Annotated in this window: 20 protein-coding genes and 1 riboswitch; of the genes, 9 read left to right on the plus strand and 11 right to left on the minus strand. The window is 37.9% G+C overall.

Features of this window, described 5'->3' with window-relative positions; translation table 11 throughout:
- Window positions 1-324: 324 nt before the first annotated feature.
- Both panP and C9J40_RS11875 read right to left on the minus strand, forming a co-directional pair.
- Window positions 325-1,992: a pyridoxal-dependent aspartate 1-decarboxylase PanP gene (gene panP / locus C9J40_RS11870; RefSeq protein ID WP_107246972.1), complete on the minus strand. Its 1,668-nt coding sequence runs from the start codon at window positions 1,990-1,992 to the stop codon at window positions 325-327.
- Window positions 1,993-2,141: 149 nt separating this feature from the next.
- Window positions 2,142-3,113 (minus strand): DUF2860 domain-containing protein, encoded by a 972-nt coding sequence (locus C9J40_RS11875; RefSeq protein ID WP_107246974.1) that lies wholly within the window; start codon window positions 3,111-3,113, stop codon window positions 2,142-2,144.
- 658 nt (window positions 3,114-3,771) lie between these two features.
- On the opposite strand from C9J40_RS11875, the gene C9J40_RS11880 reads away from it, so the two are divergent.
- Entirely contained in the window at window positions 3,772-3,861 is a 90-nt protein-coding gene (locus C9J40_RS11880) for a YnhF family membrane protein (RefSeq protein WP_107206428.1), read from the plus strand.
- A gap of 126 nt (window positions 3,862-3,987) precedes the next feature.
- Window positions 3,988-5,238, plus strand: coding sequence for a patatin family protein (locus tag C9J40_RS11885; protein ID WP_107246975.1), 1,251 nt, complete (start codon window positions 3,988-3,990; stop codon window positions 5,236-5,238).
- A gap of 45 nt (window positions 5,239-5,283) precedes the next feature.
- Here the strand turns inward: C9J40_RS11885 and C9J40_RS11890 are convergent, their stop codons facing one another.
- The 6 genes from C9J40_RS11890 to C9J40_RS11915 form a co-directional block, all read right to left on the minus strand.
- On the minus strand, window positions 5,284-7,716 hold the full coding sequence (locus C9J40_RS11890; RefSeq protein WP_107246977.1) for a VolA/Pla-1 family phospholipase: 2,433 nt from the start codon (window positions 7,714-7,716) through the stop codon (window positions 5,284-5,286).
- 36 nt (window positions 7,717-7,752) lie between these two features.
- Window positions 7,753-8,997, minus strand: coding sequence for an outer membrane protein transport protein (locus tag C9J40_RS11895; protein WP_107246979.1), 1,245 nt, complete (start codon window positions 8,995-8,997; stop codon window positions 7,753-7,755).
- A 407-nt stretch (window positions 8,998-9,404) separates the two neighbouring features.
- On the minus strand, window positions 9,405-10,310 hold the full coding sequence (locus tag C9J40_RS11900) for a manganese-dependent inorganic pyrophosphatase (protein WP_107206432.1): 906 nt from the start codon (window positions 10,308-10,310) through the stop codon (window positions 9,405-9,407).
- Between the two features lie 256 nt (window positions 10,311-10,566).
- A complete protein-coding gene (locus C9J40_RS11905; RefSeq protein WP_107206433.1) occupies window positions 10,567-11,571 on the minus strand; it encodes a GGGtGRT protein in 1,005 nt (334 codons plus the stop codon).
- 65 nt (window positions 11,572-11,636) lie between these two features.
- Window positions 11,637-12,329, minus strand: coding sequence for an iron-sulfur cluster assembly scaffold protein (locus C9J40_RS11910; RefSeq protein ID WP_005368217.1), 693 nt, complete (start codon window positions 12,327-12,329; stop codon window positions 11,637-11,639).
- Between the two features lie 221 nt (window positions 12,330-12,550).
- Window positions 12,551-12,618, minus strand: a riboswitch (Fluoride riboswitch).
- Window positions 12,619-12,781: 163 nt separating this feature from the next.
- On the minus strand, window positions 12,782-14,359 hold the full coding sequence (locus C9J40_RS11915) for an EAL domain-containing protein (RefSeq protein WP_107246980.1): 1,578 nt from the start codon (window positions 14,357-14,359) through the stop codon (window positions 12,782-12,784).
- A 188-nt stretch (window positions 14,360-14,547) separates the two neighbouring features.
- On the opposite strand from C9J40_RS11915, the gene C9J40_RS11920 reads away from it, so the two are divergent.
- From C9J40_RS11920 to emrD, 3 genes are all read left to right on the plus strand, one after another.
- The gene (locus C9J40_RS11920) at window positions 14,548-15,825 is read left to right on the plus strand and encodes an alpha/beta fold hydrolase (RefSeq protein ID WP_107206434.1); all 1,278 of its coding nucleotides are present in this window, start codon (window positions 14,548-14,550) and stop codon (window positions 15,823-15,825) included.
- Between the two features lie 267 nt (window positions 15,826-16,092).
- Entirely contained in the window at window positions 16,093-16,692 is a 600-nt protein-coding gene (ribA, locus tag C9J40_RS11925; RefSeq protein WP_199188082.1) for a GTP cyclohydrolase II, read from the plus strand.
- A gap of 329 nt (window positions 16,693-17,021) precedes the next feature.
- Window positions 17,022-18,236: a multidrug efflux MFS transporter EmrD gene (gene emrD, locus C9J40_RS11930; protein ID WP_107246981.1), complete on the plus strand. Its 1,215-nt coding sequence runs from the start codon at window positions 17,022-17,024 to the stop codon at window positions 18,234-18,236.
- 96 nt (window positions 18,237-18,332) lie between these two features.
- On the opposite strand, the gene C9J40_RS11935 is transcribed toward emrD, so the two are convergent.
- Window positions 18,333-18,659, minus strand: coding sequence for an HI1450 family dsDNA-mimic protein (locus C9J40_RS11935; RefSeq protein WP_005368211.1), 327 nt, complete (start codon window positions 18,657-18,659; stop codon window positions 18,333-18,335).
- Between the two features lie 241 nt (window positions 18,660-18,900).
- On the opposite strand from C9J40_RS11935, the gene C9J40_RS11940 reads away from it, so the two are divergent.
- The 3 genes from C9J40_RS11940 to C9J40_RS11950 all read left to right on the plus strand — a co-directional run bounded on the left by C9J40_RS11940 (window position 18,901) and on the right by C9J40_RS11950 (window position 22,711).
- Window positions 18,901-19,671 carry a hypothetical protein gene (locus C9J40_RS11940; RefSeq protein WP_107246983.1) on the plus strand — a complete coding sequence of 257 codons (771 nt, stop codon included), beginning with the start codon at window positions 18,901-18,903 and terminating at the stop codon, window positions 19,669-19,671.
- A gap of 24 nt (window positions 19,672-19,695) precedes the next feature.
- Window positions 19,696-22,080, plus strand: a complete 2,385-nt coding sequence (locus C9J40_RS11945) for a DNA polymerase II (RefSeq protein ID WP_107246984.1) — start codon at window positions 19,696-19,698, stop codon at window positions 22,078-22,080.
- 100 nt (window positions 22,081-22,180) lie between these two features.
- The gene (locus C9J40_RS11950) at window positions 22,181-22,711 is read left to right on the plus strand and encodes a YqhA family protein (protein WP_107206439.1); all 531 of its coding nucleotides are present in this window, start codon (window positions 22,181-22,183) and stop codon (window positions 22,709-22,711) included.
- Window positions 22,712-22,775: 64 nt separating this feature from the next.
- On the opposite strand, the gene C9J40_RS11955 is transcribed toward C9J40_RS11950, so the two are convergent.
- Complete coding sequence (locus C9J40_RS11955) at window positions 22,776-23,093, minus strand: hypothetical protein (protein ID WP_107206440.1); 318 nt, start codon at window positions 23,091-23,093, stop codon at window positions 22,776-22,778.
- Window positions 23,094-23,351: 258 nt separating this feature from the next.
- Here C9J40_RS11955 and C9J40_RS11960 point away from each other — a divergent pair, with 258 nt between their 5' ends.
- Entirely contained in the window at window positions 23,352-23,615 is a 264-nt protein-coding gene (locus tag C9J40_RS11960; protein ID WP_080902005.1) for a DUF1289 domain-containing protein, read from the plus strand.
- 78 nt (window positions 23,616-23,693) lie between these two features.
- Here the strand turns inward: C9J40_RS11960 and rplY are convergent, their stop codons facing one another.
- The gene (gene rplY, locus C9J40_RS11965; protein ID WP_045150345.1) at window positions 23,694-23,972 is read right to left on the minus strand and encodes a 50S ribosomal protein L25; all 279 of its coding nucleotides are present in this window, start codon (window positions 23,970-23,972) and stop codon (window positions 23,694-23,696) included.
- Window positions 23,973-24,304 lie beyond the last annotated feature (332 nt).

Consider the following 24,304-nt stretch of genomic DNA (forward strand, 5'->3'; position numbering starts at 1 on the left):
AAAGAACAACATTGAGATCATATCGTTAACAACACAAAAAAATAATGACAGAATGTGAATAAGGCAATTTATTGAACAGTGCTCAAAATAGAGCAATGAATACTTATCTTAGAAATAAGAAACAGTATGCGAGAGATGAAAGTAGATATTTGGCCAATTATTGAAGCTATTCATACTACAATAATGTGCTGTTCATAGTTGATTTGCAGATTATTCATAAGATAGACATAGAATTTTTTGATTGTTAATGGTTATAAAATGCAAAAAGCCCAGTAAAACTGGGCGTTAACACTAAATAATAAAAAAATAATATAGATAAACAGCTTATTTATATCGATTTGCGGTCTTTTTTCTCATTATTTCTGCGGTTAAGTTTTCTATTTTTGGCAGACTAATGGTACTTTCTTTTGCTAATTGACGTTGTTCGCTTAGCACGTTTTGTAAGATGGTCTCTGTTGTGAGTGGGTTTGCTAATACGACACGGAACACAGTTGTTATCTTATGCTGCCATTTTTCCGGTGTAATGCGGGTACGAGATACAAATGATTTACCGGATTCACGCTGACGTTTTTGGATGAACTTGGTTAAGTCATTAAGTAACTCCAGTAATGTTTCGCGCTCTTCATCTGTAGCGATTAACAATGCTTCTTGCGTCGCTTCCGGAACATAACGGTAAGTCAGCAAGCACAGTTCAGGCTCAGTAACTAACTCAAAATCTATTTGTTGTTTAATTAAATCAGCAAAATAACGTGCATTTTCAATACTATTGTTAATCAACAATTCATAGCCAGGGCGACTAATTATATTCATGCTAGCGTATAGCAACATAGCCATACCGCTTCGTGACCCTTCTAAGGTGTGACTACCTAAATCTTTCGATCCTTTACGCAAAATATATTCAGCATGATGTTCAATTGCTGTCATGAGCTCTGGGTTTTTAAAGATCACCATGCCCGCACCCATAGGAATATACAACTGCTTATGAGCGTCGATTGTAATAGAGTCGGCGCGTTCAATCCCTTTCAATAAATGACGGTACTTATTAGACATTAATGTCGCGCCACCCCAAGCTGCATCAACATGGAAATGACAATCGTGCTCAGTGGCAATATCTGCTAATTGATCTAAAGGATCAACATTGCCTGTTTCTGTTGTGCCTGCAATACCAATAATGGCGAAGGGTTTAATGTTACGCTGTTTCAGATCAGCTAACGTCGACTGTAGGTGGTCGATGTTGATACGGTTATCATCATCAGTTTTAATTGAAATGAGGCTATCTCTACCAATGCCTAATACATCTGCTGATTTCTTTAACGAGTAATGGCCACGTTCAGACACTAAGATCGCTAAATCATCATAACCGTAGTGCTTCATCGCACGAAATAATCCTTCTTGGGCAATACCTTTAAAATCCCCGTCAGGTTTTAGGACTGTATTTCTTGCTACCCATAATGCTGTGATATTAGCAATTGTGCCACCAGAGCAAAAAGCACCTAAGGAATGGTCAGCACTATGCATCCATTGCTGATAGAAGCTTTCATTTTCATTGAAGATGAGCTTATGAAGCATTCCTAAAACTTGTCGCTCAAGAGGAGTGAAAGCTTTAGAGGTTTCGATTTTTACGAGATTTTGATTCAGCGCGATCATGATTTTAGAGAGCGGCATCATGAAGTAAGGCAGGGCAGAAGTCATGTGACCGATAAAGCTTGGCGCTGAGGTGTGGACTGATTGCGAAACCAGCTTATTTAATAGAAATTGGGTATGCTCGGAGACAAAGCTCGGTATTTCAGGGATTGCTGGATCGGAGAAGTCTTTCTCTATTTCGAGTAGTGGTTTTTCTGTTGCAGCAATGTGAGTACGCAGAAATTCATTTAAGTTTTCTGATAGCTCTTTTTCGATCATACCCAGTGTTGAATCTGGGGCTTCCGGTACTGTAAAAATTCGATGCAGAGATTCTTGTGATGCATCGGCAGTGCGATTATTAACAGCCATAATACTCAGTAACGTTTCTTTAACTTTGGTAAAGTGCTGTTAATCTAATAGAAAAGTAGTGTTATGTCTCGTAAAATTTATGGCTCTGTATCATAACAGAGCCATAATTTTCATCGCTTACAATGAAGAAGGGATGGCATTTATTGTTGTTAGAAGGTGTAGTTCATACCTAAGCTAACAAGCATAGTATCTGCATCATAGAAGTTGATATTTGATTGTGTGGTGTTGTAGCCCACTAATGAAACAACGCCCCAATTCTTCCAACCAAATGGTTGTTTGTATTCATAAGCTAGGAAGGCACCTAAACGGTCTTCTTCTTGTTTCTTATCAAAAATAGGGTTTTCTGCATCAAACAAAGCTTTCTTATAACTTAAAGTAAAAGCTAGGCTTGAACGCTGGAAGAGTTGAATAAAAGTGGCTGAACCCCCAAAAATATCGGCAGACATTGCTTTACCGTCAGCATCAATACCACTGTAGTTTAATGCGGTACGAAGCATTTGTGTTCGACTCAGTGGAAGTAGGTGGCTTCCTTCTACAAAAAAGAGTTTTGCGTTTCTATCTAGTAGATTTTGATCGATAGCTAAGCCTTCTCCACTTTTTTCTTGATCTACTTCATAACGACCATATGCAGTATCTAATGAGTACATAGAGCCAGCAATATTGTCCCACTGCGCACGTACCGCTTTTACATTACTTCCTGTTTTTACACGTGGCTCCCCTGTTAAATAGGGGTTTTGCCATGTTTTTAATTCTAATAATCCAGGAATGTAACTTAACGAAACAGTGCCGTTTCCTTGAAGTTGTTGGCGAAAGCCAAGCTCAGTATGGAAACGCCCTAAAGCGACATCAGAACGATCAGTACCAAAAAATAATTGCTGTTTAGCATTGCTGAAAGTATATGAAAGTGTACCAAGTGGGGCGATACGTGTGTGACCTTGATCATCACCTGATGAATTCAAATTTGAGGTGGTGACATTATCAGAATCAAACTGTGAATTTGTTTTAGTGTATGCAGCCAAGAGCGAGATATCACCACTGATACCTGGTGTCCAATCCACCGGTTTTGCAACGGTATTAAAACTGGCAACTACGGTAACTAAACCAATATAAATCGGTTTCATTTTAAGCATCCTTTTCTTCAATTATTCATTACTGTGATAATGGTTAACGTAAGGAATAAAAATAAAGTTTAAATATAGATTAATTTTATAATAGCGATGGATGTTATTAAATCGAAATACAGTATTTTGTTGTTTATTTGATAATAGATTTATTTATTCAATGGAAATTGGGATGAAATGCCACCGCACTACGTTGATAATTGCTCTTATTTTATAGGAAGGTGTGAAAATAAGAGCAATATTTTAAAGGGCTATTTGCATGTTACTGCAACTAATTTCTGCTTTTTCATTATAGCTATCTAACGACTGTTTGATATCGATAGGCGGCGTTAATCACTTTGCAAATTCCGCTGTTAGCACTAAAACCATAATAAGCAGTGCTGTCGCAAGTTTCATTTGATGTCCCTGCTAACACTTGTTGAAAGCAAAATGTAATGATTTCAATGGCGTTCCAACCCAAGAAAATAATGCGCTCACTTCTACCATGTCATCAAACGATAGTCCGTGATGACAGTGGAAAATTTAATGCAATATACAGTATTGATATTAATGTGATAATTATCTTAAATTCTGTACAATTTAATTGATAACAAAGCTGTAACATAACTATACTATGGTTAACAAAATGTTACATTTGAAAGATTTTAAGGGGCGAAGTATGGATAGTAATTTGAAACTTGCTGTAGTTACAGCAACAATGACGCTAACGACAATCTTTAGTTACGCAGCAGTAGCCTTATTAGCGTAATACAATGGCAAGTTAAAAAGATAAGATAGAGCTTTAATTTCTTTAACTTGTTTTTTATAAGCGATTCCAACTCTTAAATTAAATACGTATATTACGTCAGAGTGTTTTCTAACCTTTGGGGGAGAAATGAATTATCTGCCGTTTAGTTTGAGTGCTTTTGATGAAGAATCGATATCACATTTTTCATCACAGCTTTTTGATGCACATAATAAGAAAATAGCATTAGTTGTTCAGGGTGGGGGACAGCGAGGTATTTTTTCGGCTGGTGTTTTAGACAGTTTCTTAGCACACGAGTTTGATCCTTTTGCTTTGTATATAGGCACATCTGCAGGTGCTCTCAATTTATCTTCATTTATTAGCCGTCAGCCACGTTTCGGCTATCAGTTTATTCAAAACTATACAACAACAGATAAATTTTTTAGCTTGTATAAGTACTTAAGCAAACAACAGCCAATGAACCTTGATTGGGCGCTGCAAGTCGTTTCTCCCACTGGCGAATTAGCCCTCGACTTTCATACCGCGAAAAGAACCCTACAACATCGACAGGCATTCGCCTGCGCAACACGTAAAGATACCCTTGAAGATATCTATATGCCGATGTACCAAGATGATTGGTATGAAGTTTTGCGTGCGAGTTGTGCTATTCCTGTTTTATACAATTTACCTGTTAATATGAATGAGCTGGAATGGGTTGATGGTGGTGTGAGCGCTGCGATACCGGCTAAAGAAGCATGGCGTCGAGGGGCTGATCTGGTTATTGTGATTCGAACTGAGCCTCTTGATCATGACAATCATGCCGATAAGGGGATCTTTGATGACTGGCGTGAAAGTGTTGAAACTTACTTACCCTATTATATTAATAAGCTTAGCCTTAATGAATCGGTAGATAAAATTAAAACGGTTCATCATGAATTAAGTCACCGTTTTGAACAGTGGCGAGAACAATACCGTAACGACACTATCGATATTAAAGATAAAGATGATATACAGAAAGAACTTTCATATTTGGATAGTAAAAGTAAAGAGGCATTGAAGCTGCCTATTTTTGGTAATAAAAGTTGGCTATCACATATGAATATTGAACGTTTATTAAAATTAGCGAGGCAGAGTAATAATTCCGACGTAATTGAAATGTTACTTCAATATTACAAAACTCACCAAGATATGAATGATTTTTTAGTGAATCCACCCGATGGGTTACAAGTTATCCAAATAGCGCCTGAAAAGTCATTGAAGAGCCGAGCCCTATTGAGTAGCAAAGATGATTTAGAAATGGATTATCGAGAAGGAAAGATAATTGGACGTAAGTTTGTAGATTGTTTTTCAAATATTTTAAATGAAAAAAGCAGTTTAATGCAGTACATGCGAAATGAGTAAACCGAGTAAGAATTGCTTACTCGGCTATTGTCTCTTTGTTATCTATTAATCATAAAATGAAGTAATAACACTGCCATTATTAATAGTAAGCGATGTTCCTTTACTATTAATAAATGAGGCGATAACACTCTGCATTTCATTTGTTGCAGCAATACTTTGTTCTGTTGCGGGCTGTGATAGCTCGGATGGATTCAGAGGTGTAAGCACTGAACTGTGATATCCACCCTCAAATCTCACCGCTGTTTTCAGAGGTGACCCTGTTACAGACTTGAGTGTTTGAGTCAATTGTAGTGGTTTTAGAAGTGGCGTAGTTCCTGTAAATGGTGAATAAATTGGATCCGTGCCTTGTGTCGATTTATTTGGAATCACCATATCATTTTTCATTTCTTCTAATAAAACAACGGTTGTTTTTGGAATAAATGAAGCGTGATTTATTGGATCTTCTGGGTCCATGACGGTTTGCGCGGCATAGGCAAACTTATTAAAATTGTCATTTAAAGTATCGAGTGTTATTTGGGCCAGTGAGTTCCCTGAATCTTTACTTGTATTTAGCTGTGCAATATAGCTCTTAAAACACAATGCAAGATTTGTGTTACCACATTGTTTAGAGAATGATGGGTTAGTTGCGTCAACTATTCCACCTTTAATGAGATCACTAAAACTTGGCGAGTTTAGTAGTAAGTATGGTATTTCAGCACCTGGGTTTGCGAGTGCAACGGTATCAATATTAAATAACGTTTTATTATATTGGTCATTAAATACAGTTCTGTTCGCGATGTCTGCGACATCAACACCGGTAATAGCGCCAAGAGAGTGACCAGCAAAACTTACACCATTATTAAGAGATAATGCTGACAGTTGTTCCCCTAATTCACTAGGATCAGAGTCTGTTATTACTTTGCCTATGATTGCACGCAAGTTAACAACATCAATAACACTTTGACGTAAATTATCTCTAGCTACAGCAAGATCTATAAAGTTTAGAAACATCTTTGGATCTTCTGAAGCGTTCTTACCACCGACACCTCGAGTACCATGAAGAGGTAAATCAATAGCAAAAATAGCTCGACATTGATTACCAATAATTTTGTCAGGTAAGCTTGGATTCGAATAAACAAATTGCTCTTTATTTGATGTTACACCGTGTTGGAAAATCGTCACGCTGTAACCTGACTGCTTACATTTTTCTTGTTTTTCTTTGTCCAACTTCGGCATGATTAAATTATATTGTACTGCCGCAACTGATTGTAGTTGGGGAACAGGACTATAACGAGTGATCAATCTTTCTGGATCGAGTTGCTTACCATTAGCTAGCGTTAACTTTTGACCTTTCAGTGCTGTTAGTACTTTAATTTGTGTCGCTTTATCTGTTGCTACTTTTGCAAGATCTATGTCAGAGATATGTAGATCTGAAAGTTGAGAAGCAATCGCGCGTTTATCAGCTTCACTACCGTTAGTCAGAATATATTTAATTTTCGCAAGGCTTGGCATATCACTTTTCCAAGGGCTGACTAAATATTTCTCTGGTGCGTTAGGGGCTGAGGATATTTTATGGCTGTCTGTAGATAAATAATAAGGAAGAAAAACGGTTCCAGTATAAATCTCATTACCAGCAGGTGTTGTTGCTCCATCTGCTCCACCAAGTTGCGGTCGTGTTATTTTATAGAGATTATCTTGGTTTGCTATGTCGTCACTAGCAATCACAGGCTCATCTGTTTCAATTTGTTTTGAAATTGTCTGTAGAGTCGCCATTTTTGCAGCATACAATACATCGCCAACAGATAATGTGGTAAACCATGAAGAGAAAATGATATCCCGTTTTTTAACGATATTATGGAATGCTTCCTCTGTTGCATGGGTGATCTTTTGAGCTGGAATTAATGCTTTGGCTGGTGGCGTGCTATCAGCTTTTAGTAAAGCGTAAGAGTTGCTCATACCTACCGCTTTACCATTTACATCTTTAAGATCATTTGTTATTGCAAACATATAGTTACTTGATGGATCCAGAGGCTTAAGCAGCATTACAATTAAGCTATTGCCAGAAACCGTCACCATAAAGTCCCCGTTTTGCTGGGATAATTGTGTAGGCTGTGTGGTATCGTCAGGGTTGGTAGGATCGCCTGATTTAATTAAGTAAAAGCTATTCGCTGCTGTTGCAGGATCAAGTGCCTTACCTTTAAAATTAATCGTAATAGGCTGAGTTGTACTCCAACCATCGGTTTGTCCCATTGCGATTTCAGGTGCAGTTGCGCCTTCACGTGTTGCTAATGTGCCATCTTGTGCATCCATGCCTAGATAGCTAGGGATCATAATAGTTTTATTAGCTGACAGTAAATCAAAATCAATCTTTGTTTCTGCTTTTAAGCTGTCTGCAATATCAGGATCAATGGTTGGTTTAACGGTTGTTTGACTACCGCCACCACAACCAACCATGCTTAATGCAGACGCGACGATTAATGCGATTGAATTAAATTTCATGTTATTTATTCCAAATAATTAATTAGTTACAACGCATTAAAAGCGATAGTTAAGCTGTGCAGCGACAAGATACGCTTTACCACGAGAGGTAAACGTACTGTTATCTTCAACGAAGGTGGCTTTCTTACTGTGAATGTATGAAAGACCCATATCGACAGAAAGATCTGGGTTGAAGTGGTAAGTCGCACCTGCTGAATACCAGTAACGATCAGTATCTGGAATACTTAGTGTTGCTTGGCCTGCATTTTGGTCAAGGGCAAAACCGTAACGAAGTGTCCATTCATCATTCATTGTGTAAGTCGTACCGACAGCCCAACGATAGGTATCTTTGTAATTTTCTTTTTTCAGTAAACAGGTACCAACTTGACCATTAAAGCCTGGCTTACATTGTGAGCTAGTGGCACGAATTTCTTTAAACTTGTTGTATTGTGTCCACTGTAAGCTATAGCTGATCGCCCATTGTGAATTTAGTTGATGGAAACCAGAAAACTCTGCGATAGCGGGGAGCGGTAACGAAAGGTTAGCAGAAACAGTGTTATGTGGTTTACCGGTTATTGAGCCTAAATAATCGGTAAAATCACCATCAAAGTTAAGATTAACTTGTGAGCGGTAACTTAGGCCAAAACGGTTATTCTGATCTAATTCATAAAGTGCGCCAATATTCCAACCCCAGCCCCAACTTGTGCCTTTTAAGTTGATTGCATTGTCACTTGGTTGACTATTAGGAACCGCCAATGAAAGTACACCTAAACGGCGATCAAACTCGGCATTAGCATAAACAAGGCTAACACCGCCGCCAATGCTGAAGTGTGGATTTAAACGGTAGGCAATATTTGGATTAAAGTTGAATGTTTCAAGGGACGTTTTGCCTGCCAATAACCCTGCGTTGAAATCGTTAGGGTACTTTGTTGTTACACCGTAATTACTGAAAAGTGCAAGACCAACCGCGACTTTGTTATTGATTGGTTGAATATAATAGCCCGCAGGAACAAAGCTAACGGGGGCGATATTTTTTGCGCCTTGATCAAAGCTATGATCGTAAATATCAACAGAGGGTATGACAACACTTGCTACGGTAGAAACTTCTGCGTGTTTAAATAAGGTCATCGCGGCAGGGTTGCGAGCTAACACGGCGGCAGAATCAGCAAAGGCAGCATCGCCTGCGTAGGCACGACCTAAACCCGCAGCTGAATGTTCTGATACTTGGTAGCCAGCAGCATAGCTTTGACTCGAAATGGCTAGACCAATAACACATGTAATATAACGTTTTTTAATGGACATTAACTGTCTCTCTTTTTATTAGCTTCTTGCTCTTCCATTGGGGTGCTAAATGGCGGCATTATTTTTAGAGAGAGAAGTATATGTATACCTAAAAAGAATACTAAGTAAATTTGACAATTGTCACATAAATAGCGTTTGTTTGGCTGTGTTTTATTCTTCACGTTGTTTTTTTATACAAATAAAATGAGCTTAAAATTAAAGTATTTGCTCTAATATCAGTCATGTAAATTATAAATTGTTTAAAAAAAGCACAAAAATAAAGAAGGTCGCTGTATTGGCTTCAGAAAAAAATGACAGCTAATAACGATAGTTTATATCGATAACTATAGAATGTGTTGGAATAAAAAACGCGATAAGAGAGAGCTCCTATCGCGTCATATTTGGTGGCTAATACTAAAACTTAATAATTAAGCAAGTACTGTTTGTAGCCAAGGCCAGCCTTGTTTCTTACGGCTTAGCGTATTTTCCATCATTAGAACGCCATCTTTTGCATGCGCGTCTAAAATGTTGTTCCAATCACCAGTGTAAAGTAGGCGAGTCGTACTTGTTGTAATGTCTGTTAGCATTAGTGCAGCCATCGCTAAACCTTCTTCGTCACAACGACGTTGTAGATCTGCCTGAAGCTCTTCAATCATGCTGTCAACTTGCTCTAGTGTTGCAAGTTCAATTTGACCAACAACAACGTCACGGTCGTTGAAAGGGTAGCCTTTAAGATCTTTATCAACTAATTGCGCAGCAGTAAGACCTTCAATGTCAGTCTTTGCAATTAGTAGTGCTTTAATGAATGCTTCAAGATCTTGAACATCAGCAATTTGAGCAAGCTCGTGCACTGCGTCTTTATCTTTTTGTGTACATGTTGGCGATGCGAAGCCAACAGTGTCAGATAGGATTGCAGACATCATAAGAACAGCAAGTTCACGTGTGATTTCGTGGCCTTCAATCTTAAATAGGTTAAATAGAACAGTACAAGTACAACCTACAGGCCAGATCCATGCTTCCATTGGATTGATTGTCATTACATCACCTAGACGGTGGTGGTCAACAATACCTACAACTTCAGCGTCTGCTAGGTCGTCAGGTGCTTGAGCAAGATCAGAGTAGTCAACTAACCATACTTTCTCGCCAGCAACACTTGTACGTAGCTCAGGAGCTGCAACGCCAGCAAGTTCAAGGATGTGTTGAGTTTCACGGTTCATTTCGCCTTGACGAATTGCTGTCGCTTCAAGACCACGTGCTTTAAGAAACGCTGTACAAACTAGTGCTGAGCAAATGCTATCACTATCAGGGTTTTTGTGACCTACTACTTGGATCATGATGTTTCCTTAACTAAGTCATGCAATAATATTTAACTGAATGACGTAATACGATTTAACTTAATTACAGCCGATTATACCTATAAGCCTGCTTTTTTATAGGTATAAGTGTTATCAAGTTTATTGAGTACCGAGGATTTTAGAGATTTTTTTCTTATATTCAACAAAATTAACAACTAGCTGAAAAAATAAAGGCATGGTTAATTAAAACCATGCCTTTTATCGTTATTTGAAGATAAAGATTCTAAATTTCTGCTTACGCGGTTTGTGCTTGCTCAATTGCTACTGCAACAGCCACTGTTGCACCAACCATTGGATTATTACCCATACCAATTAAGCCCATCATTTCTACGTGAGCAGGTACAGATGAAGAACCAGCAAATTGAGCGTCAGAGTGCATACGACCCATGGTGTCAGTCAGGCCGTAAGATGCAGGACCTGCCGCTACGTTATCTGGGTGAAGAGTACGACCAGTACCGCCGCCTGATGCAACTGAGAAGTAATCTTGGCCTGCTTCTAGACGTTCTTTTTTGTATGTACCAGCCACTGGGTGTTGGAAGCGAGTAGGGTTAGTCGAGTTACCTGTAATAGAGATATCAACATTCTCGCGGTGCATAATCGCTACACCTTCACGCACATCATCAGCACCGTAACAGTTAATTTCGCCACGTTGTGTTTGAGAGAAGCGACGTTCATTAACGATTTCAAGTTCACCAGTCGTGTAGTTGAACTGAGTTTGTACATAGTTAAAGCCGTTAATACGCGCAATAAGGTAAGCTGCATCTTTACCCAAACCGTTAAGAATAACGCGCAGTGGGTTAGTACGTACCTTGTTTGCGTTTAGCGCGATTTTGATTGCACCTTCAGCCGCAGCATAGGATTCGTGACCTGCTAGGAATGCAAAACACTGAGTTTCATTGCTTAGAAGACGCGCACCTAGACGACCATGACCTAAACCCACTTTACGTTGGTCAGCAACAGAGCCTGGGATACAGAATGCTTGTAGACCTTGGCCTAAAAACTCAGCCGCTTCAGCCGCTGTTTTTGCGCCTTCTTTTAGTGCGATTGCAGCGCCTAGAACATATGCCCATGATGCGTTTTCAAACGCAATTGGTTGGGTTTCTTTTACGATATCGTAAGCGTTAACACCTTTATCTTCGATGTATTGACGCGCTTCTTCAAGTGAAGAAAAACCATATTGTTCTAGAACGGGTGTGATTTGGTTAATACGACGATCAAAGCTTTCAAATAATGCAGCCATGATAAAATCCTCAATAAATTTAGCAAATTAGGTGTAATTGAATATATGGATAACAGCTTGGCTGATTATTCGTGACGAGGATCGATTGTGCGAACCGCTTCGTCAAAACGACCATATTGACCTGTTGCTTGTTCCATTGCTTGATCTGCTGGAACACCTTTACCGATAGATTCCATCATCTTACCGATATTAACGAAGCGGTAGCCGATGATTTCGTCGTTGTCATCAAGTGCGATTTTAGTAACGTAACCTTCAGCCATCTCCATGTAACGAGGGCCTTTTTCACGAGTACCGTAATGCGTACCTACTTGGCTACGTAAACCTTTACCAAGGTCTTCTAGACCAGCACCAATTGGTAGACCGTCTAAAGAGAAAGCCGTTTGTGTACGACCGTAAACGTATTGAAGGAAAATTTCACGCATTGCAACGTTGATAGCATCACATACTAGGTCAGTATTTAGTGCTTCAAGGATAGTTTTACCAGTGATGATTTCTGAAGCCATTGCTGCAGAGTGAGTCATACCTGAGCAACCGATAGTTTCGATTAATGCTTCTTCAATGATACCGTTTTTCACGTTTAAAGTTAGTTTTGCAGCACCTTGTTGTGGTGCACAAGTACCACAACCGTGGCTAACACCAGAAATTGCAATAACATCTTTAGGTTGTACCCAGCGACCTTCAACAGGAATGGGTGCAGACTCGTGATGTGGACCACGAGAGATAGGACACATATTTTGTACTTCAGTTGAGTATTGCATTGCTCTGCCTCACTAGACACCGCGTTACTAATTATAAAACTCAGAGTAGGAAAGAGTTGTATAACGCTCAGCCGTGTTGAATTGATAATTCTTTATCGAGCAGAAAATAGAAGAGGACAAAAATGAAATAACAACGCGACGAATGCAAAAATTAATATAATTAATTAAAATTATAAATATCCATTTAAACAAATACACGGTCCTCGACGATTTAAAGTCGAATGTTGTTAGACGTCATTATCCTTTATTGAAAGGCGGTTAAAGGAGGAACATCATCTCCCGCCATAAAACCTATTATTTATGGCATACGATATAGAGATATAAATATCTCTTTCTCTGATAAGATAAATATACGCTTTTATTCTAATGCCGTGTAATTTAAAAAAAAGAATAAAGATTTCAAATATGGAAAAACTGAATGAGAATAAATATCATTATATTCTCATTAGTCTCTAATGATTATCTTTTTTTAAATTGTTATTAATATATTTCTCTAAATCAGAAAAGGGCATTGGTTTTGCGTAATAATAACCTTGAATTAAAAATACGCCTTGGTCTCTTAAATAATTGACTTGTTCTTGTGTTTCCACACCTTCCGCAATCATGGTCAATTTTGCTTCTTTTCCAAAGCTGATGATAGCGTTTAATATATTGGCTTTAACGTCACAAGTACCGATTGTATCAATAAACATTTTGTCAATTTTTAAGGTGCTGATGGGTAACTCTTGAAAGTAGCTAAATCCACCGAACCCCGTTCCTGCATCATCGAGCTTAATGGAAATACCATGGTCAATTAATCGCTGCATCACTTCTTTGGCTGAGGTTACGTTTGTGAACTGAGTTCTCTCGGTTACTTCTATCGCAACACGGTGATTAGACACTTGAGCTGAAGATAATGTGTTGAGTAATTTTGTTGCAAACGTTTGATTTTGAAGTTGACGCGGTATGACATTAATACTGATATAAAAGTTGTCATGGATGTTATTTAGTTTTGAAAGATCCTCGGCTACTTGTGATATTAAAAGATCTGTTATCTCGTAAATTTGTTTATTCTGTTCGGCAATATCAATAAAGTTAGCAGGAGAAATAATTTCACCATTTGCTTTACACCATCTAATTAAGCTCTCACAACCGATAATTGAGCCTGTCATTGAGTTAATAATAGGCTGGTAAAAAGGGATAAACTCTTTGCGTTTAATACCCCGTTCAATAGCCATTTTAACTGTTCGTTGTTGAGGGCGAAGGCCTAAAAATATACATGTAATAACAAGTAGAATGCATAAAAAAACATTAACCATTAAAAGTTCTGAATGAACAATATCCGTTAATCCTTTTTTAGTTACAAAAACTTCAAGATAAATGTTTTTTGTCAGCTTTTTTTTAAATTCATGATAAAAGATATTTTTTTTAATCTTCGACTGGATTTGAATTTTTTTATCCTTATAAATAATATTAATAACAACATTATTATCATTTGTGTTATTAAAATAAAGTTGACGATTTAATGGGTCGGTAATTGTGATTAAATGGGTATCATTAGGCAAATTACGAATTATTTTCAAGCGACTGCCTAAATATGAAGTAACCACATAGTCTTCAAGCGTGATTGCATTTTCTTTATTGTAGTTATCACTTATAGGTGAATTTATCCCGTAATTTGAACAACTACTGTGAGGAGTGAACAGTCCAAGATAATGAATGTTACTCGACAAATCATTTGCTAATCGCATTTCTTTAATATCATGTTTTGAACATGTAAAAGTTAGCTTTGGTATTAACTTTTCTATACCTGTAGATAGAGCAACCCCCTCATTATCAGAAAGGTAAAATGTAGGCACTAACGCGTCTATGCCTGAGTCGAATACCATGGTATCCGGTTCATTGGCTTTATTTTTTAAATTGACACGATTATACAGTCCATATTGGAATAAACTAACTTTTATAAAATACTGCATTAAAAAGATAGAGCCTAAACCTATAATAAGAATTATAAAAGGTTGCTTCCAACGAAGTAATAAATTGTTATTCATGATATTTAAATTAGCATGGATTCTAACTAGGTATATTCTATTATTCTTTAGCTGTTTGTTTCAAATATAAATACAATTATTGAATAAATGACTAGAAAATTAGCACTTGTGGTTATATATTTTAACGGTTATATAACCTTATGTTAAATATTGTATTATTAATTGACCTAATAATGGAGTTGCAGTAAATGCAAAAAATATATAAAAGTGATGGTTTACTATTTAAATCACATTGGTTTACTGTTCCGCTGAATTATAGAGATTCACATCAAGAAAAAATTACTGTTTATGCTCGAGAAGTGGTGAAGCAAGGCCACGAAAATGATGATTTACCGTGGTTAGTTTATTTACAAGGAGGACCTGGATTTCCATCGCCACGCCCGACGGGCAATTCAGGTTGGCTTAAGCAGGCATTAACAAAATACCGCGTATTACTGCTTGATCAACGAGGTACAGGGAAAAGTACTCCGGTTTCTCATCAAACTTTGTCTGATAAAACACCAGAGCAGCAAACAAACTATTTAAGTTATTTTCGCGCTAATAATATTGTTAAAGATGCTGAATTTATTCGTGAAGCATTAAATATTAAACAATGGGCTATTTTGGGGCAAAGCTTTGGTGGGTTCTGTGCATTGCATTATTTATCTTATTACCCTGAGTCATTAACACGTGCTTATTTAACGGGGGGTATTCCACCGATAACAGGGCATGCTGATAACGTTTACCGTGCAACTTATAAACGTGTACTCGGTAAAAATAATGGTTTCTTTTCTCGCTTTCCTAATGCACAACAGCAATGTGTCGATATTGCTAATTTCTTATTGGACAATGATGTTCGGTTACCTAATGGTCAACGATTTACTGTTGAACAATTCCAACTGTGGGGGATTAATTTAGGTCGAGGTGGTGGTGATTTAGCGATGTACTACATGCTTGATGAAGCTTTTGTTGAGGTTGGTGGTCAGCCTGAGTTGAGCTACAGCTTTTTAAACCAAATGTTATTAGAGCAAAGCTATCAGACAAATCCTATCTACGCTATTTTGCATGAATCTATATATTGCCAACATGAAGCGTCGAGCTGGTCAGCGCAACGTGTACGGAGTGAATACCCGCAATTTAATTACGCAAAGGGAGGGGATTTCTTCTTCACAGGGGAGATGGTCTATCCGTGGATGTTCGATCAACTGCATTGCTTACAACCACTAAAGATTGCGGCAGAATTACTTGCAGTGAAAGATGATTGGTCTTGCTTATATGATGCTCAGCAATTAGCGAACAATACCGTTCCCGTTGCTGCTGCTGTCTATGTTGATGATATGTATGTTGATTATGATTTAAGTTGCCAAACACTAGCAGGGTTAAATCAGGCTAAAGTGTGGGTAACAAATGAATATGAACATAATGGGTTAGGTGTTGCTGGAGAAGTTATTTTATCTAAATTAATGACGTTAGCCGATAACCTATAAAATAGTTGAGCAAATTGCTTAGGTATTATTTGTGTTATAATATAACATATTGATAATGGTACACGTGAGTTCCTGCTGCACAGTACGATAAATTTAACCTGTTGGTGATCTTTTTAAACGATTAATCACGTATTATCTTTGTTTAAAGCGCAGTACTGTTGTCATGTGGTAATTTTCGCTATTATTCACAAGTTGAAATTAAGTCGATAGTCATCATAAGCAATAGCATTCCTTATGATCGAGTATTAGAAAATGCTTAGGAAGAATATGGTAAATGTTAGGGCGAGAGTGCCTTTTAAAGTTGGTTTAAAAAGCAATATTCCTGCAGATTTGCTTTCGTTCAACGGGCTTGAGTCTGGTAAAGAACACGTTGCCGTTATTTTTAAAGATGCAGATAAAACGACAGCACCTTTGGTGCGTATGCATTCTGAATGTTTAACTGGTGATGTTTTCCACTCATCTCGATGTGACTGTGGTGAACAGTTAGATGAAACTATTGAAAAGATGGGGGAGTTAGGCGGTATTATTCTTTATCTTCGTCAAGAAGGGCGTGGTATAGGTTTGTACAATAAAATTGATGCTTATAAGCTTCAAAGTGAAGGTATGAACACATATGAAGCAAACAATCATCTAGGTTTTGGTGACGATTTACGTGATTTCAGTGAAGCGGCATATATGTTGAAAGCACTGGGTTTAACTGAGATTCGACTTGTTACTAATAACCCTAAAAAGATTCGTGAATTAAGCGAAAATGGTATCAATATTGTTGAAGTTGTTGGTACTAAAGCGCATGTAAAAGATGGTAATGAAAGTTATCTTAAAACCAAAGCAAGTCATGGTCATCATCGCTTATATTTCGAAAGTTAAGTTGTATTATCTGTAAAAAGAAGCCCTGTATTGCTCGCAGGGCTTTTTTGTTTCTGTGCAATTTTTCTGAACAAGATTCCCCACACTTACACATTAGAAAATGTAATCCAAATTCAAAATTTATTCGTGCTAAATCAAGCAATATCTTCTTGTCATAATCCAGCATCAAGATTAACATCTCGTCTTAAATTTAGTCATAGGTTCTAATATAAGAATATTTATTGAATGTTGAATTCAATATTTATTGTTAGGTTAGAGTTTTATCCTGTTTGAAGGGCTCGTTTTTATTTTATCGGGTTCTTTGCAAAATATTATTCTGTCTGAGGGTAATGGTTGTGGTTAAGCAATCGTCTTCGAATATGGGCAAGTTCCTATTCTTGCTTATTATATTTATTGCTGTAGGGCAAATGACCCAAACAATGTACGTGCCAGCAATTCCAGAAATGGCGACGTTCTTTGGTGTTAGAGCTGCTTCTTTACAGGCAGTGATGGCCGCGTATTTAATTCCTTATGGTTTATCGCAGTTTGTTTATGGGCCGTTATCTGATCGTATTGGCCGACGTCCCGTAATGATCAGCGGTATGGTCATTTTCTTGATCGGTACTGTTATTGCGTTAGTAGCCCCAAGTTTTGAAGTACTACTCCTTGCTAGTTTTATCCAAGGTATGGGTACTGGTACCAGTGGTGCAATGAGCCGAACAGTTACACGCGATTGTTATGACGGTGATGACTTACATAAAGTAAATAGTTTAGTCAGTATGGGGGTGATATTTTCTCCATTAATCGCACCTGTATTAGGTGGCTATTTATCAGAGCATCTAGGTTGGGAATCTATTTATATTTACCTTTTAGGTTTTGGTGCACTTGTAACACTTGCCCTCATGCGTTCTTTTGGTGAAACATTACCCGTTGAAAATCGCCGAGCGGAGCGAGTATGGGTAAGTTACCGTTATGTGTTATCTAATCGTCGTTTCCAAGGTTATGTGGTGTGTTTAATTGCCACATTTGCAGGTGTCGCTACGTTTGAAGCATCAGCAGGGGTATTACTGGGTAGTGTGTTAAAACTGGATCCAAGTACCGTAAGTTGGTTATTCATTTTGCCTTTGCCGGGTTATTTATTGGGTTCTTGGGGCTCAAATAAATTGATGAAGCGATTGGGTACCAACCGCGTTTTATTCTTGGGTATGTTTGCCTTACTTGCAGGTGCTATTACGATTATTATTCCAGGCATGGAGGGGCTGGTAACGGTGACGAGTTTAATTGGTGGTGCGTTTATCTATTTTATGGGCGCTGGGGTTTTATTTCCTGCTGCTACCACATTAGCAATTCAGCCGTTTCCGCAACATGCAGGTACAGCTGGAGCCGTACTTGGTGGTCTTCAGAATTTAGGCGCAGGTTTAGCGACACTAGCTGCATCAGCAATGAGTGCGCAAAGCCAATTTAATTTAGGTGCAGTGCTTGCAGTAATGGCAATTCTTGTCGTGTTGAGTTTGGTGTGGATCCGACGCAGTGAGAAACATGACATCACAATACTGGCAAGTTAATTAAGCTCGATTATTGTGTTGTGAAAGTAAAAAAGGCGACATCACATCCATTAAAAAGATGTTGATATCGCCTTTTTTCTATTAGGAATACGATGATTAATCGCGTTTCCATAAAATATGGCAGCCTTTGTTTTCAGGATCACGGCTAATTAGCATACGTGCAAATACGTCATCGAGTTCATCGTTTTCTTCATTAACAAGACCAATGATAACCTCAGCAAAAAGCTCTTTATCCACATCAAAACCAGCGTGCTCTGCCCAGTCATCACGTGTTTCAACGATTTCAGCTGCACCACGATCTTCAAATTGTGCAGTGAAGAGTAATACGTCTGCTGGCTCTAAGTTATCTTGTGCCATTTCTAAGAAAATATCGTATGCCGCATCGATAACGTCATCATAAGAAATCAGGTTTTGAGTTTCCATAGATTAAGATCTGTCTCTTTGTGTGTAAGAGTGGTGATTATACTAAAACCTCGCTAAGAAGCGATGCCTATAATGGTTTGAATGAAAATTTAAGCAGAAAAACAACGATTTTGAGTATTTACTTTCGATAGGTTGAATTTGGTAGTATATAGAGAGAATAAAGCATATAAATCTACATTTTTATTACGATTTGTTATTGCTGTTTTTTACGGATTGAAGCTGTCTATGAGTTGTATTTGTAATGAAAACACTACCTGTTCTTGATGAATTAACCCCATTTCAAGCACCTTATATGCCAGTGTTATTAGCTTTGGTAAAACAATTACAGGCTGAGTTTTCAGAGCAAATACACAGCATATACCTAAATGGCAGTGTTGCTGCTCGTTGCGCGATAACAGAACGTTCAGATCTTAATATAACACTGGTTGTTAATAGATCATTATCGGCATCAGAAAACCGCGTATTAGATTCACTATGTCAACAAATAGCCTATCGTTATAACGTTATCACTCAGGTTGATCTGACGGTGGTTACGCGAGATGAAGTGATGACACTGGCATCGATTTTTAAATGGGGTTTTTGGTTTAAGCACTGTAGCGTATGCCTCTATGGCGATAGTTTGGCAACACAATTTGGTTTGTTTGAACCGAGTTGGGAAATAGCAAAAGCCTTTAATAGTGATATAAAAACGGTACTTGCGGATTGTCGTAGTAAAATCATGGCAACGAAAAGCGTGACAGAATATAACGCATTGTGCCGAAAGGTGGGTAAGAAGATGCTACGAAGCTGTTTTATGCTGGTGGCACATCGCACATCGAGTCTAGCTTATAGTGAACAGCAATGTGTTGACTTCTTTCTTCATTTTTATCCTGACAAAAAAGTCGATATTGAACGTATTCAAATTCTTATCAATGGTCCGCAAGTACCCAAACGTGCCGCTTTGTTTTTAGTTGAACATGTCGGGAATTGGATTGTGGCGGAGTTTGAAAAAATAGAAAAAAAGATCGGGTGATCATATCAACAGCAGAGGTTTTATTTGCAGTCGTTAGCAACGGGTTTTGTTTTAACTCGCCAAAGTCGTGACATTAATGGACAAACAGAAATCATTCTCTGGGTTAAAACAGAAAATGGTCCATATCGTTTGTCTATTATAGGCGATAAGCCTGTTTTCTTTGTTCGTACAGAGCAAAAAGCGCAAGCCCAACAGGTATTAACGAGTGCGAATATCACAACAGAGTGGAAAGATCTGCCACTTAAAACGTTTCAGCATCATGTTGTTTCTGCCTGTTATTGCCACACTATTCGCGATGGCTTCTCTGCGGTAAAAGCACTTTCGGCTGAGCTAATTGATGTTTTTGAATCGGATATTCGTTTAGCAGATCGCTATTTAATGGAACGTTTTGTTCGTGGCGGCTTGGTTTTTACCGGTGATCAACGTCAGCGTTCTGGCTACATTGAAGTCACAAAAACTAAAGTAAAACCTATTGATTATGTACCAACGCTGAGTGTCGTGTCGTTAGATATTGAGTGTTCTGAAAAAGGCGTATTGTATTCTATTGGTTTACACAGCGATGCTGATAGCCGAGTGATCATGGTAGGGCAAGCACCTGACGGTTATAGCGAGTCTAGTGACTTGTTGATCGAGTGGGTTGAAAATGAAAAGGCGTTATTGCAATCGTTAGAGTCGTGGTTTATGGCTTTTGATCCTGATGTGATCATCGGATGGAACGTGATCGACTTTGATTTTCGTTTATTATTGCATCGTGCTGAGTGGAATAAAGTTAATTTACGTATTGGTCGTGGACGACAAACGCCGCATTATCGACCATCTTCGCAAAATCCTAATCAAGGGTTTATTACTGTTCCCGGACGAGTCGTCATGGATGGTATTGATACGCTTAAAACCGCGACCTATAACTTCCGTTCATGGTCGCTAGAGTCGGTTTCACAAGAATTATTGGGTGAAGGTAAAGCGATTCATAACGTACACGATCGGATGGCGGAAATTAATCATATGTTTCGCCATGATAAGCTCTCTCTTGCTAAATATAACTTACAAGATTGTGAGTTGGTGACTCGCATTTTTGAGCATACTCATTTACTCGATTTTGCTATTGAACGGTGCCGTTTAACGGGCGTGGAATTGGATCGTGTAGGGGGCTCAGTTGCCGCCTTTACCAATCTTTATATGCCGCAATTACACAGAGCAGGCTATATCGCACCAAACCTTGTCAGTGATAATTGGATCGCAAGCCCGGGTGGTTATGTTATGGACTCTAAACCCGGATTATATGATTCTGTATTAGTCCTCGATTTTAAATCACTATATCCTTCGATTATCCGATCTTTTCGGATTGATCCTATGGGTCTAGTCGAAGGGTTAAACCAAGAAGAAGGTAAAGCGGAACACCAAGCTATTAATGGGTTTCGTGGCGGACGCTTTCATCGGACCAAGCATTTCTTGCCGAAGATGATTGAAGATTTATGGGCTGCACGTGATCAAGCCAAACGTGATGGCGAAAAAGCGTTTTCCCAAGCAATTAAAATCATCATGAACTCATTTTATGGTGTATTAGGATCGTCAGGCTGTCGTTTCTTTGATCACCGTTTAGCTTCATCGATTACCATGCGTGGCCATGAAATCATGAAATTGACTCGAGAGTTAATTGAAGCTAAAGGCTATGAAGTGATTTATGGTGATACCGACTCAACTTTTGTATCACTTAAAAAAGCCCATTCACAAGATGATGCAAATGCGATTGGTCATGACTTAGTCTCTTATATTAATCAGTGGTGGACAACACATCTACGTGATGAATATGGCTTAACATCGGCTCTTGAAATTGAATATGAAACCCATTACCACAAGTTTTTAATGCCCACTATTCGGGGACAAGAAACAGGCAGTAAAAAACGGTATGCCGGATTAGTGTGGCGAGGGGATAAAGAAGAGATCATATTTAAAGGGTTAGAGACGGTTCGAACTGACTGGACACCACTCGCTCAACATTTTCAGCAGTCACTGTATCAAATGGTTTTCCATGATCAGGATGTTGATGATTATGTTCGTGATTATACGCAGCGAACGTTAGCAGGGGAGTTTGATGATTTGCTTATTTACCGTAAGCGATTAAGACGAAATTTAGCGGATTATCAGAAAAATATACCACCGCAGGTGCGTGCAGCCCGTTTAGCTGATGAAATGAACCTAAAATTAGGTCGTCCTCGTCAATATCAAAATAAAGGGACGATTGAATATGTATTTACAGTATCAGGTGCTGAGCCAAGCGAGTATCGTCAAAGCCCTATCGACTATAACCATTATATTGATAAGCAATTAAAGCCAGTTGCTGATGGTATCTTGCCGTTTATAGGTAAATACTTTGATGAGATTACTGCGCCGCAGTTAGGGTTGTTTTAACGATTATCATAATGGTTATTTATTCTTTTTTCACATTCACTGTTACTAGTAGTTTATGGTTTATTCTTTATAATGTGAAAAACTTTTAGATTATCCCATTATGAAAAAAACATTTAATGCTTTTCGATATGTAGGCTGGTTAGCTATCATTTGCTCTACTCTTGGCTCATTGTTGCTGTTTATTGTTGGCTCAATGAAAACGTATACCGCGTTTACTGTGGTGTTTTTTAATGCAGTACCGCATAACAGCCTAGTGCATTTAGATACTGCAGATATAGCGACGTATTATTTAATCAAGTCACTCGATATTTTTTTAATCGCTTTTGTATTGTTTATTTTTGCACACGGTGTATTCACACTATTTATATCAAATAAAAAATCGCCAGACGCAGATAAAACAAATGTTTTAGGTTGGATCAAAACACCTAATATTGGGCATTTAAAAAATGTATTAGCAGAAGTCATTGTGATCATTCTTTTTGTTAAGTTCTTAGAAGCGGTATTGGTCAATTTCAATAATCTTGATTGGAAGATACTTATTTTACCCGTTTCTATTTTATTACTTAGCCTAGGATTGAAGTTTTTAAACTTAGCTGAAGAATCGGATGATCGCGTTGAAGAAAATGACTAATATTCGGAAATGATATAAAAAAACGCGCTATATAAGCGCGTTTTTTGTTGCTAATAAATAAAAACTATTTAAAGAATTCAACTTTAGATACGTCTTTAGTATTGGCAAGAATAGGATCGAAATTGATCACACCACGGTTTTGAGTACAGATCTTGTACACATCACCACATTCAAAAATAGCTAAAATTTCTTCAGGTGCACGGAATATTTCTGGCGGAAGTTTACCTACTTCACCAATACATACCGTTCCTTCATGTGACCAAACTAACTTACTTACGCGTTTACTGTCGCTCGGAATAGGTGCTGAGACATGTGCAGCAATCGAGGAATAAACAGATTCCGCTTGTTCAAGGTCTTTAGCCGATGGTACAAAAAAATCCATGGTTCCCTCCTTTGATATATCTATTCGGGGACATGACTAGATATATAATGTAAAAATTAGTTATCAGCCATGACAACTCGAATAACCTTATCAGAGTTGAGGTGATGAAAGCAACTAACATAACTGACTATTTTTTCATAAAATCAATACAGAATTAACGAATTAGCAAAATTTTGTTAGTGTTTTTCACTTAATAACAGCACGAGTTATAAAAATCTATTATTCTCATTAAAGGTATGATGATGAAATTTAATAGGCATGGAACAGAAAGACTTTTTTGATATTCCAAGTCCCTGTAAGCGCATATGTGAAGTGAATAATAAGGGGTATTGCAAAGGATGCTTCCGTAGTAGGGAAGAGCGTTTGTATTGGCTTAAAATGACCGATGATGAAAAACATCTAGTACTTGATATATGTCGTCGCCGCAAACAGCAAGTACTAAGGCGTCACCGAGCTAAATTGCAGCAAGAGTTAGATAAGAATATTGAGCAAGAGGATGATCCGCAACAGTCGTTGTTTTAGTAAATATATCGATACAGTTATTTAGATATAAAAAAAGCACTCCGAAGAGTGCTTAATAAAACGTTTATGAACTCGCAATTAGATGCGTTTGAAGTCCATGTGTTCAACTTTAGGCTTGAACGGGTGACGTTGAATGTCTTGAGGTTTAACTTTAACTTCTTGACCGTCGATTACTAGTACGAAACCTTCGTAGAACTCAGGCTTGTCCATTTGGTTGATAACATCGCTGTGCTTAAGAGCGATAGCAACTGGTGCTGCTTCACCACCGTAAATGATACCTGGGAATTGCTCTTGAAGACGTAGGCGGCGGCTCGCACCTTTACCTAGGTCAGTACGTACTACTGCATTAAATTTCATAATCAATACTCTTTGATATAAATGATTCACTAAGTAATGCGACCTTACTTAGCGTCGTAAAACGAGCGCGCATACTAACAATCATATTGCTGTTAAGCAAGCGTATTAAAGTGAAAAATAATACTTATTAAATAACAAATAAATAGATGAGCGAATTGCTATCTTTTTGTGTGAAAAATACACGTTAATTATACCGTGACCACTTTTTCTTATTTTAGGTAATCAATAATACAAAGCCTATATCGCAATGAGTATTCCTTATGGTAATGATAATTAAATAAATATCATTTCTTAATCTAAATGATAGTAATTATCGTTTTTGTTTGTAATAA

Source organism: Photobacterium sp. GB-72, assembly GCF_003026095.1.
In the GTDB taxonomy this organism is placed as follows: Bacteria; Pseudomonadota; Gammaproteobacteria; order Enterobacterales; family Vibrionaceae; genus Photobacterium.

What these genes read in the sequence shown, in the direction of transcription:
- panP (WP_107246972.1), bottom strand. Translation starts at nt 1,992, where the DNA reads ATGGCTGTTAATAATCGCACTGCCGATGCATCACAAGAATCTCTGCAT.
- C9J40_RS11875 (WP_107246974.1), bottom strand. Translation starts at nt 3,113, where the DNA reads ATGAAACCGATTTATATTGGTTTAGTTACCGTAGTTGCCAGTTTTAAT.
- C9J40_RS11880 (WP_107206428.1), top strand. Translation starts at nt 3,772, where the DNA reads ATGGATAGTAATTTGAAACTTGCTGTAGTTACAGCAACAATGACGCTA.
- C9J40_RS11885 (WP_107246975.1), top strand. Translation starts at nt 3,988, where the DNA reads ATGAATTATCTGCCGTTTAGTTTGAGTGCTTTTGATGAAGAATCGATA.
- C9J40_RS11890 (WP_107246977.1), bottom strand. Translation starts at nt 7,716, where the DNA reads ATGAAATTTAATTCAATCGCATTAATCGTCGCGTCTGCATTAAGCATG.
- C9J40_RS11895 (WP_107246979.1), bottom strand. Translation starts at nt 8,997, where the DNA reads ATGTCCATTAAAAAACGTTATATTACATGTGTTATTGGTCTAGCCATT.
- C9J40_RS11900 (WP_107206432.1), bottom strand. Translation starts at nt 10,310, where the DNA reads ATGATCCAAGTAGTAGGTCACAAAAACCCTGATAGTGATAGCATTTGC.
- C9J40_RS11905 (WP_107206433.1), bottom strand. Translation starts at nt 11,571, where the DNA reads ATGGCTGCATTATTTGAAAGCTTTGATCGTCGTATTAACCAAATCACA.
- C9J40_RS11910 (WP_005368217.1), bottom strand. Translation starts at nt 12,329, where the DNA reads ATGCAATACTCAACTGAAGTACAAAATATGTGTCCTATCTCTCGTGGT.
- C9J40_RS11915 (WP_107246980.1), bottom strand. Translation starts at nt 14,359, where the DNA reads ATGAATAACAATTTATTACTTCGTTGGAAGCAACCTTTTATAATTCTT.
- C9J40_RS11920 (WP_107206434.1), top strand. Translation starts at nt 14,548, where the DNA reads ATGCAAAAAATATATAAAAGTGATGGTTTACTATTTAAATCACATTGG.
- ribA (WP_199188082.1), top strand. Translation starts at nt 16,093, where the DNA reads ATGGTAAATGTTAGGGCGAGAGTGCCTTTTAAAGTTGGTTTAAAAAGC.
- emrD (WP_107246981.1), top strand. Translation starts at nt 17,022, where the DNA reads ATGGTTGTGGTTAAGCAATCGTCTTCGAATATGGGCAAGTTCCTATTC.
- C9J40_RS11935 (WP_005368211.1), bottom strand. Translation starts at nt 18,659, where the DNA reads ATGGAAACTCAAAACCTGATTTCTTATGATGACGTTATCGATGCGGCA.
- C9J40_RS11940 (WP_107246983.1), top strand. Translation starts at nt 18,901, where the DNA reads ATGAAAACACTACCTGTTCTTGATGAATTAACCCCATTTCAAGCACCT.
- C9J40_RS11950 (WP_107206439.1), top strand. Translation starts at nt 22,181, where the DNA reads ATGAAAAAAACATTTAATGCTTTTCGATATGTAGGCTGGTTAGCTATC.
- C9J40_RS11955 (WP_107206440.1), bottom strand. Translation starts at nt 23,093, where the DNA reads ATGGATTTTTTTGTACCATCGGCTAAAGACCTTGAACAAGCGGAATCT.
- C9J40_RS11960 (WP_080902005.1), top strand. Translation starts at nt 23,352, where the DNA reads ATGGAACAGAAAGACTTTTTTGATATTCCAAGTCCCTGTAAGCGCATA.
- rplY (WP_045150345.1), bottom strand. Translation starts at nt 23,972, where the DNA reads ATGAAATTTAATGCAGTAGTACGTACTGACCTAGGTAAAGGTGCGAGC.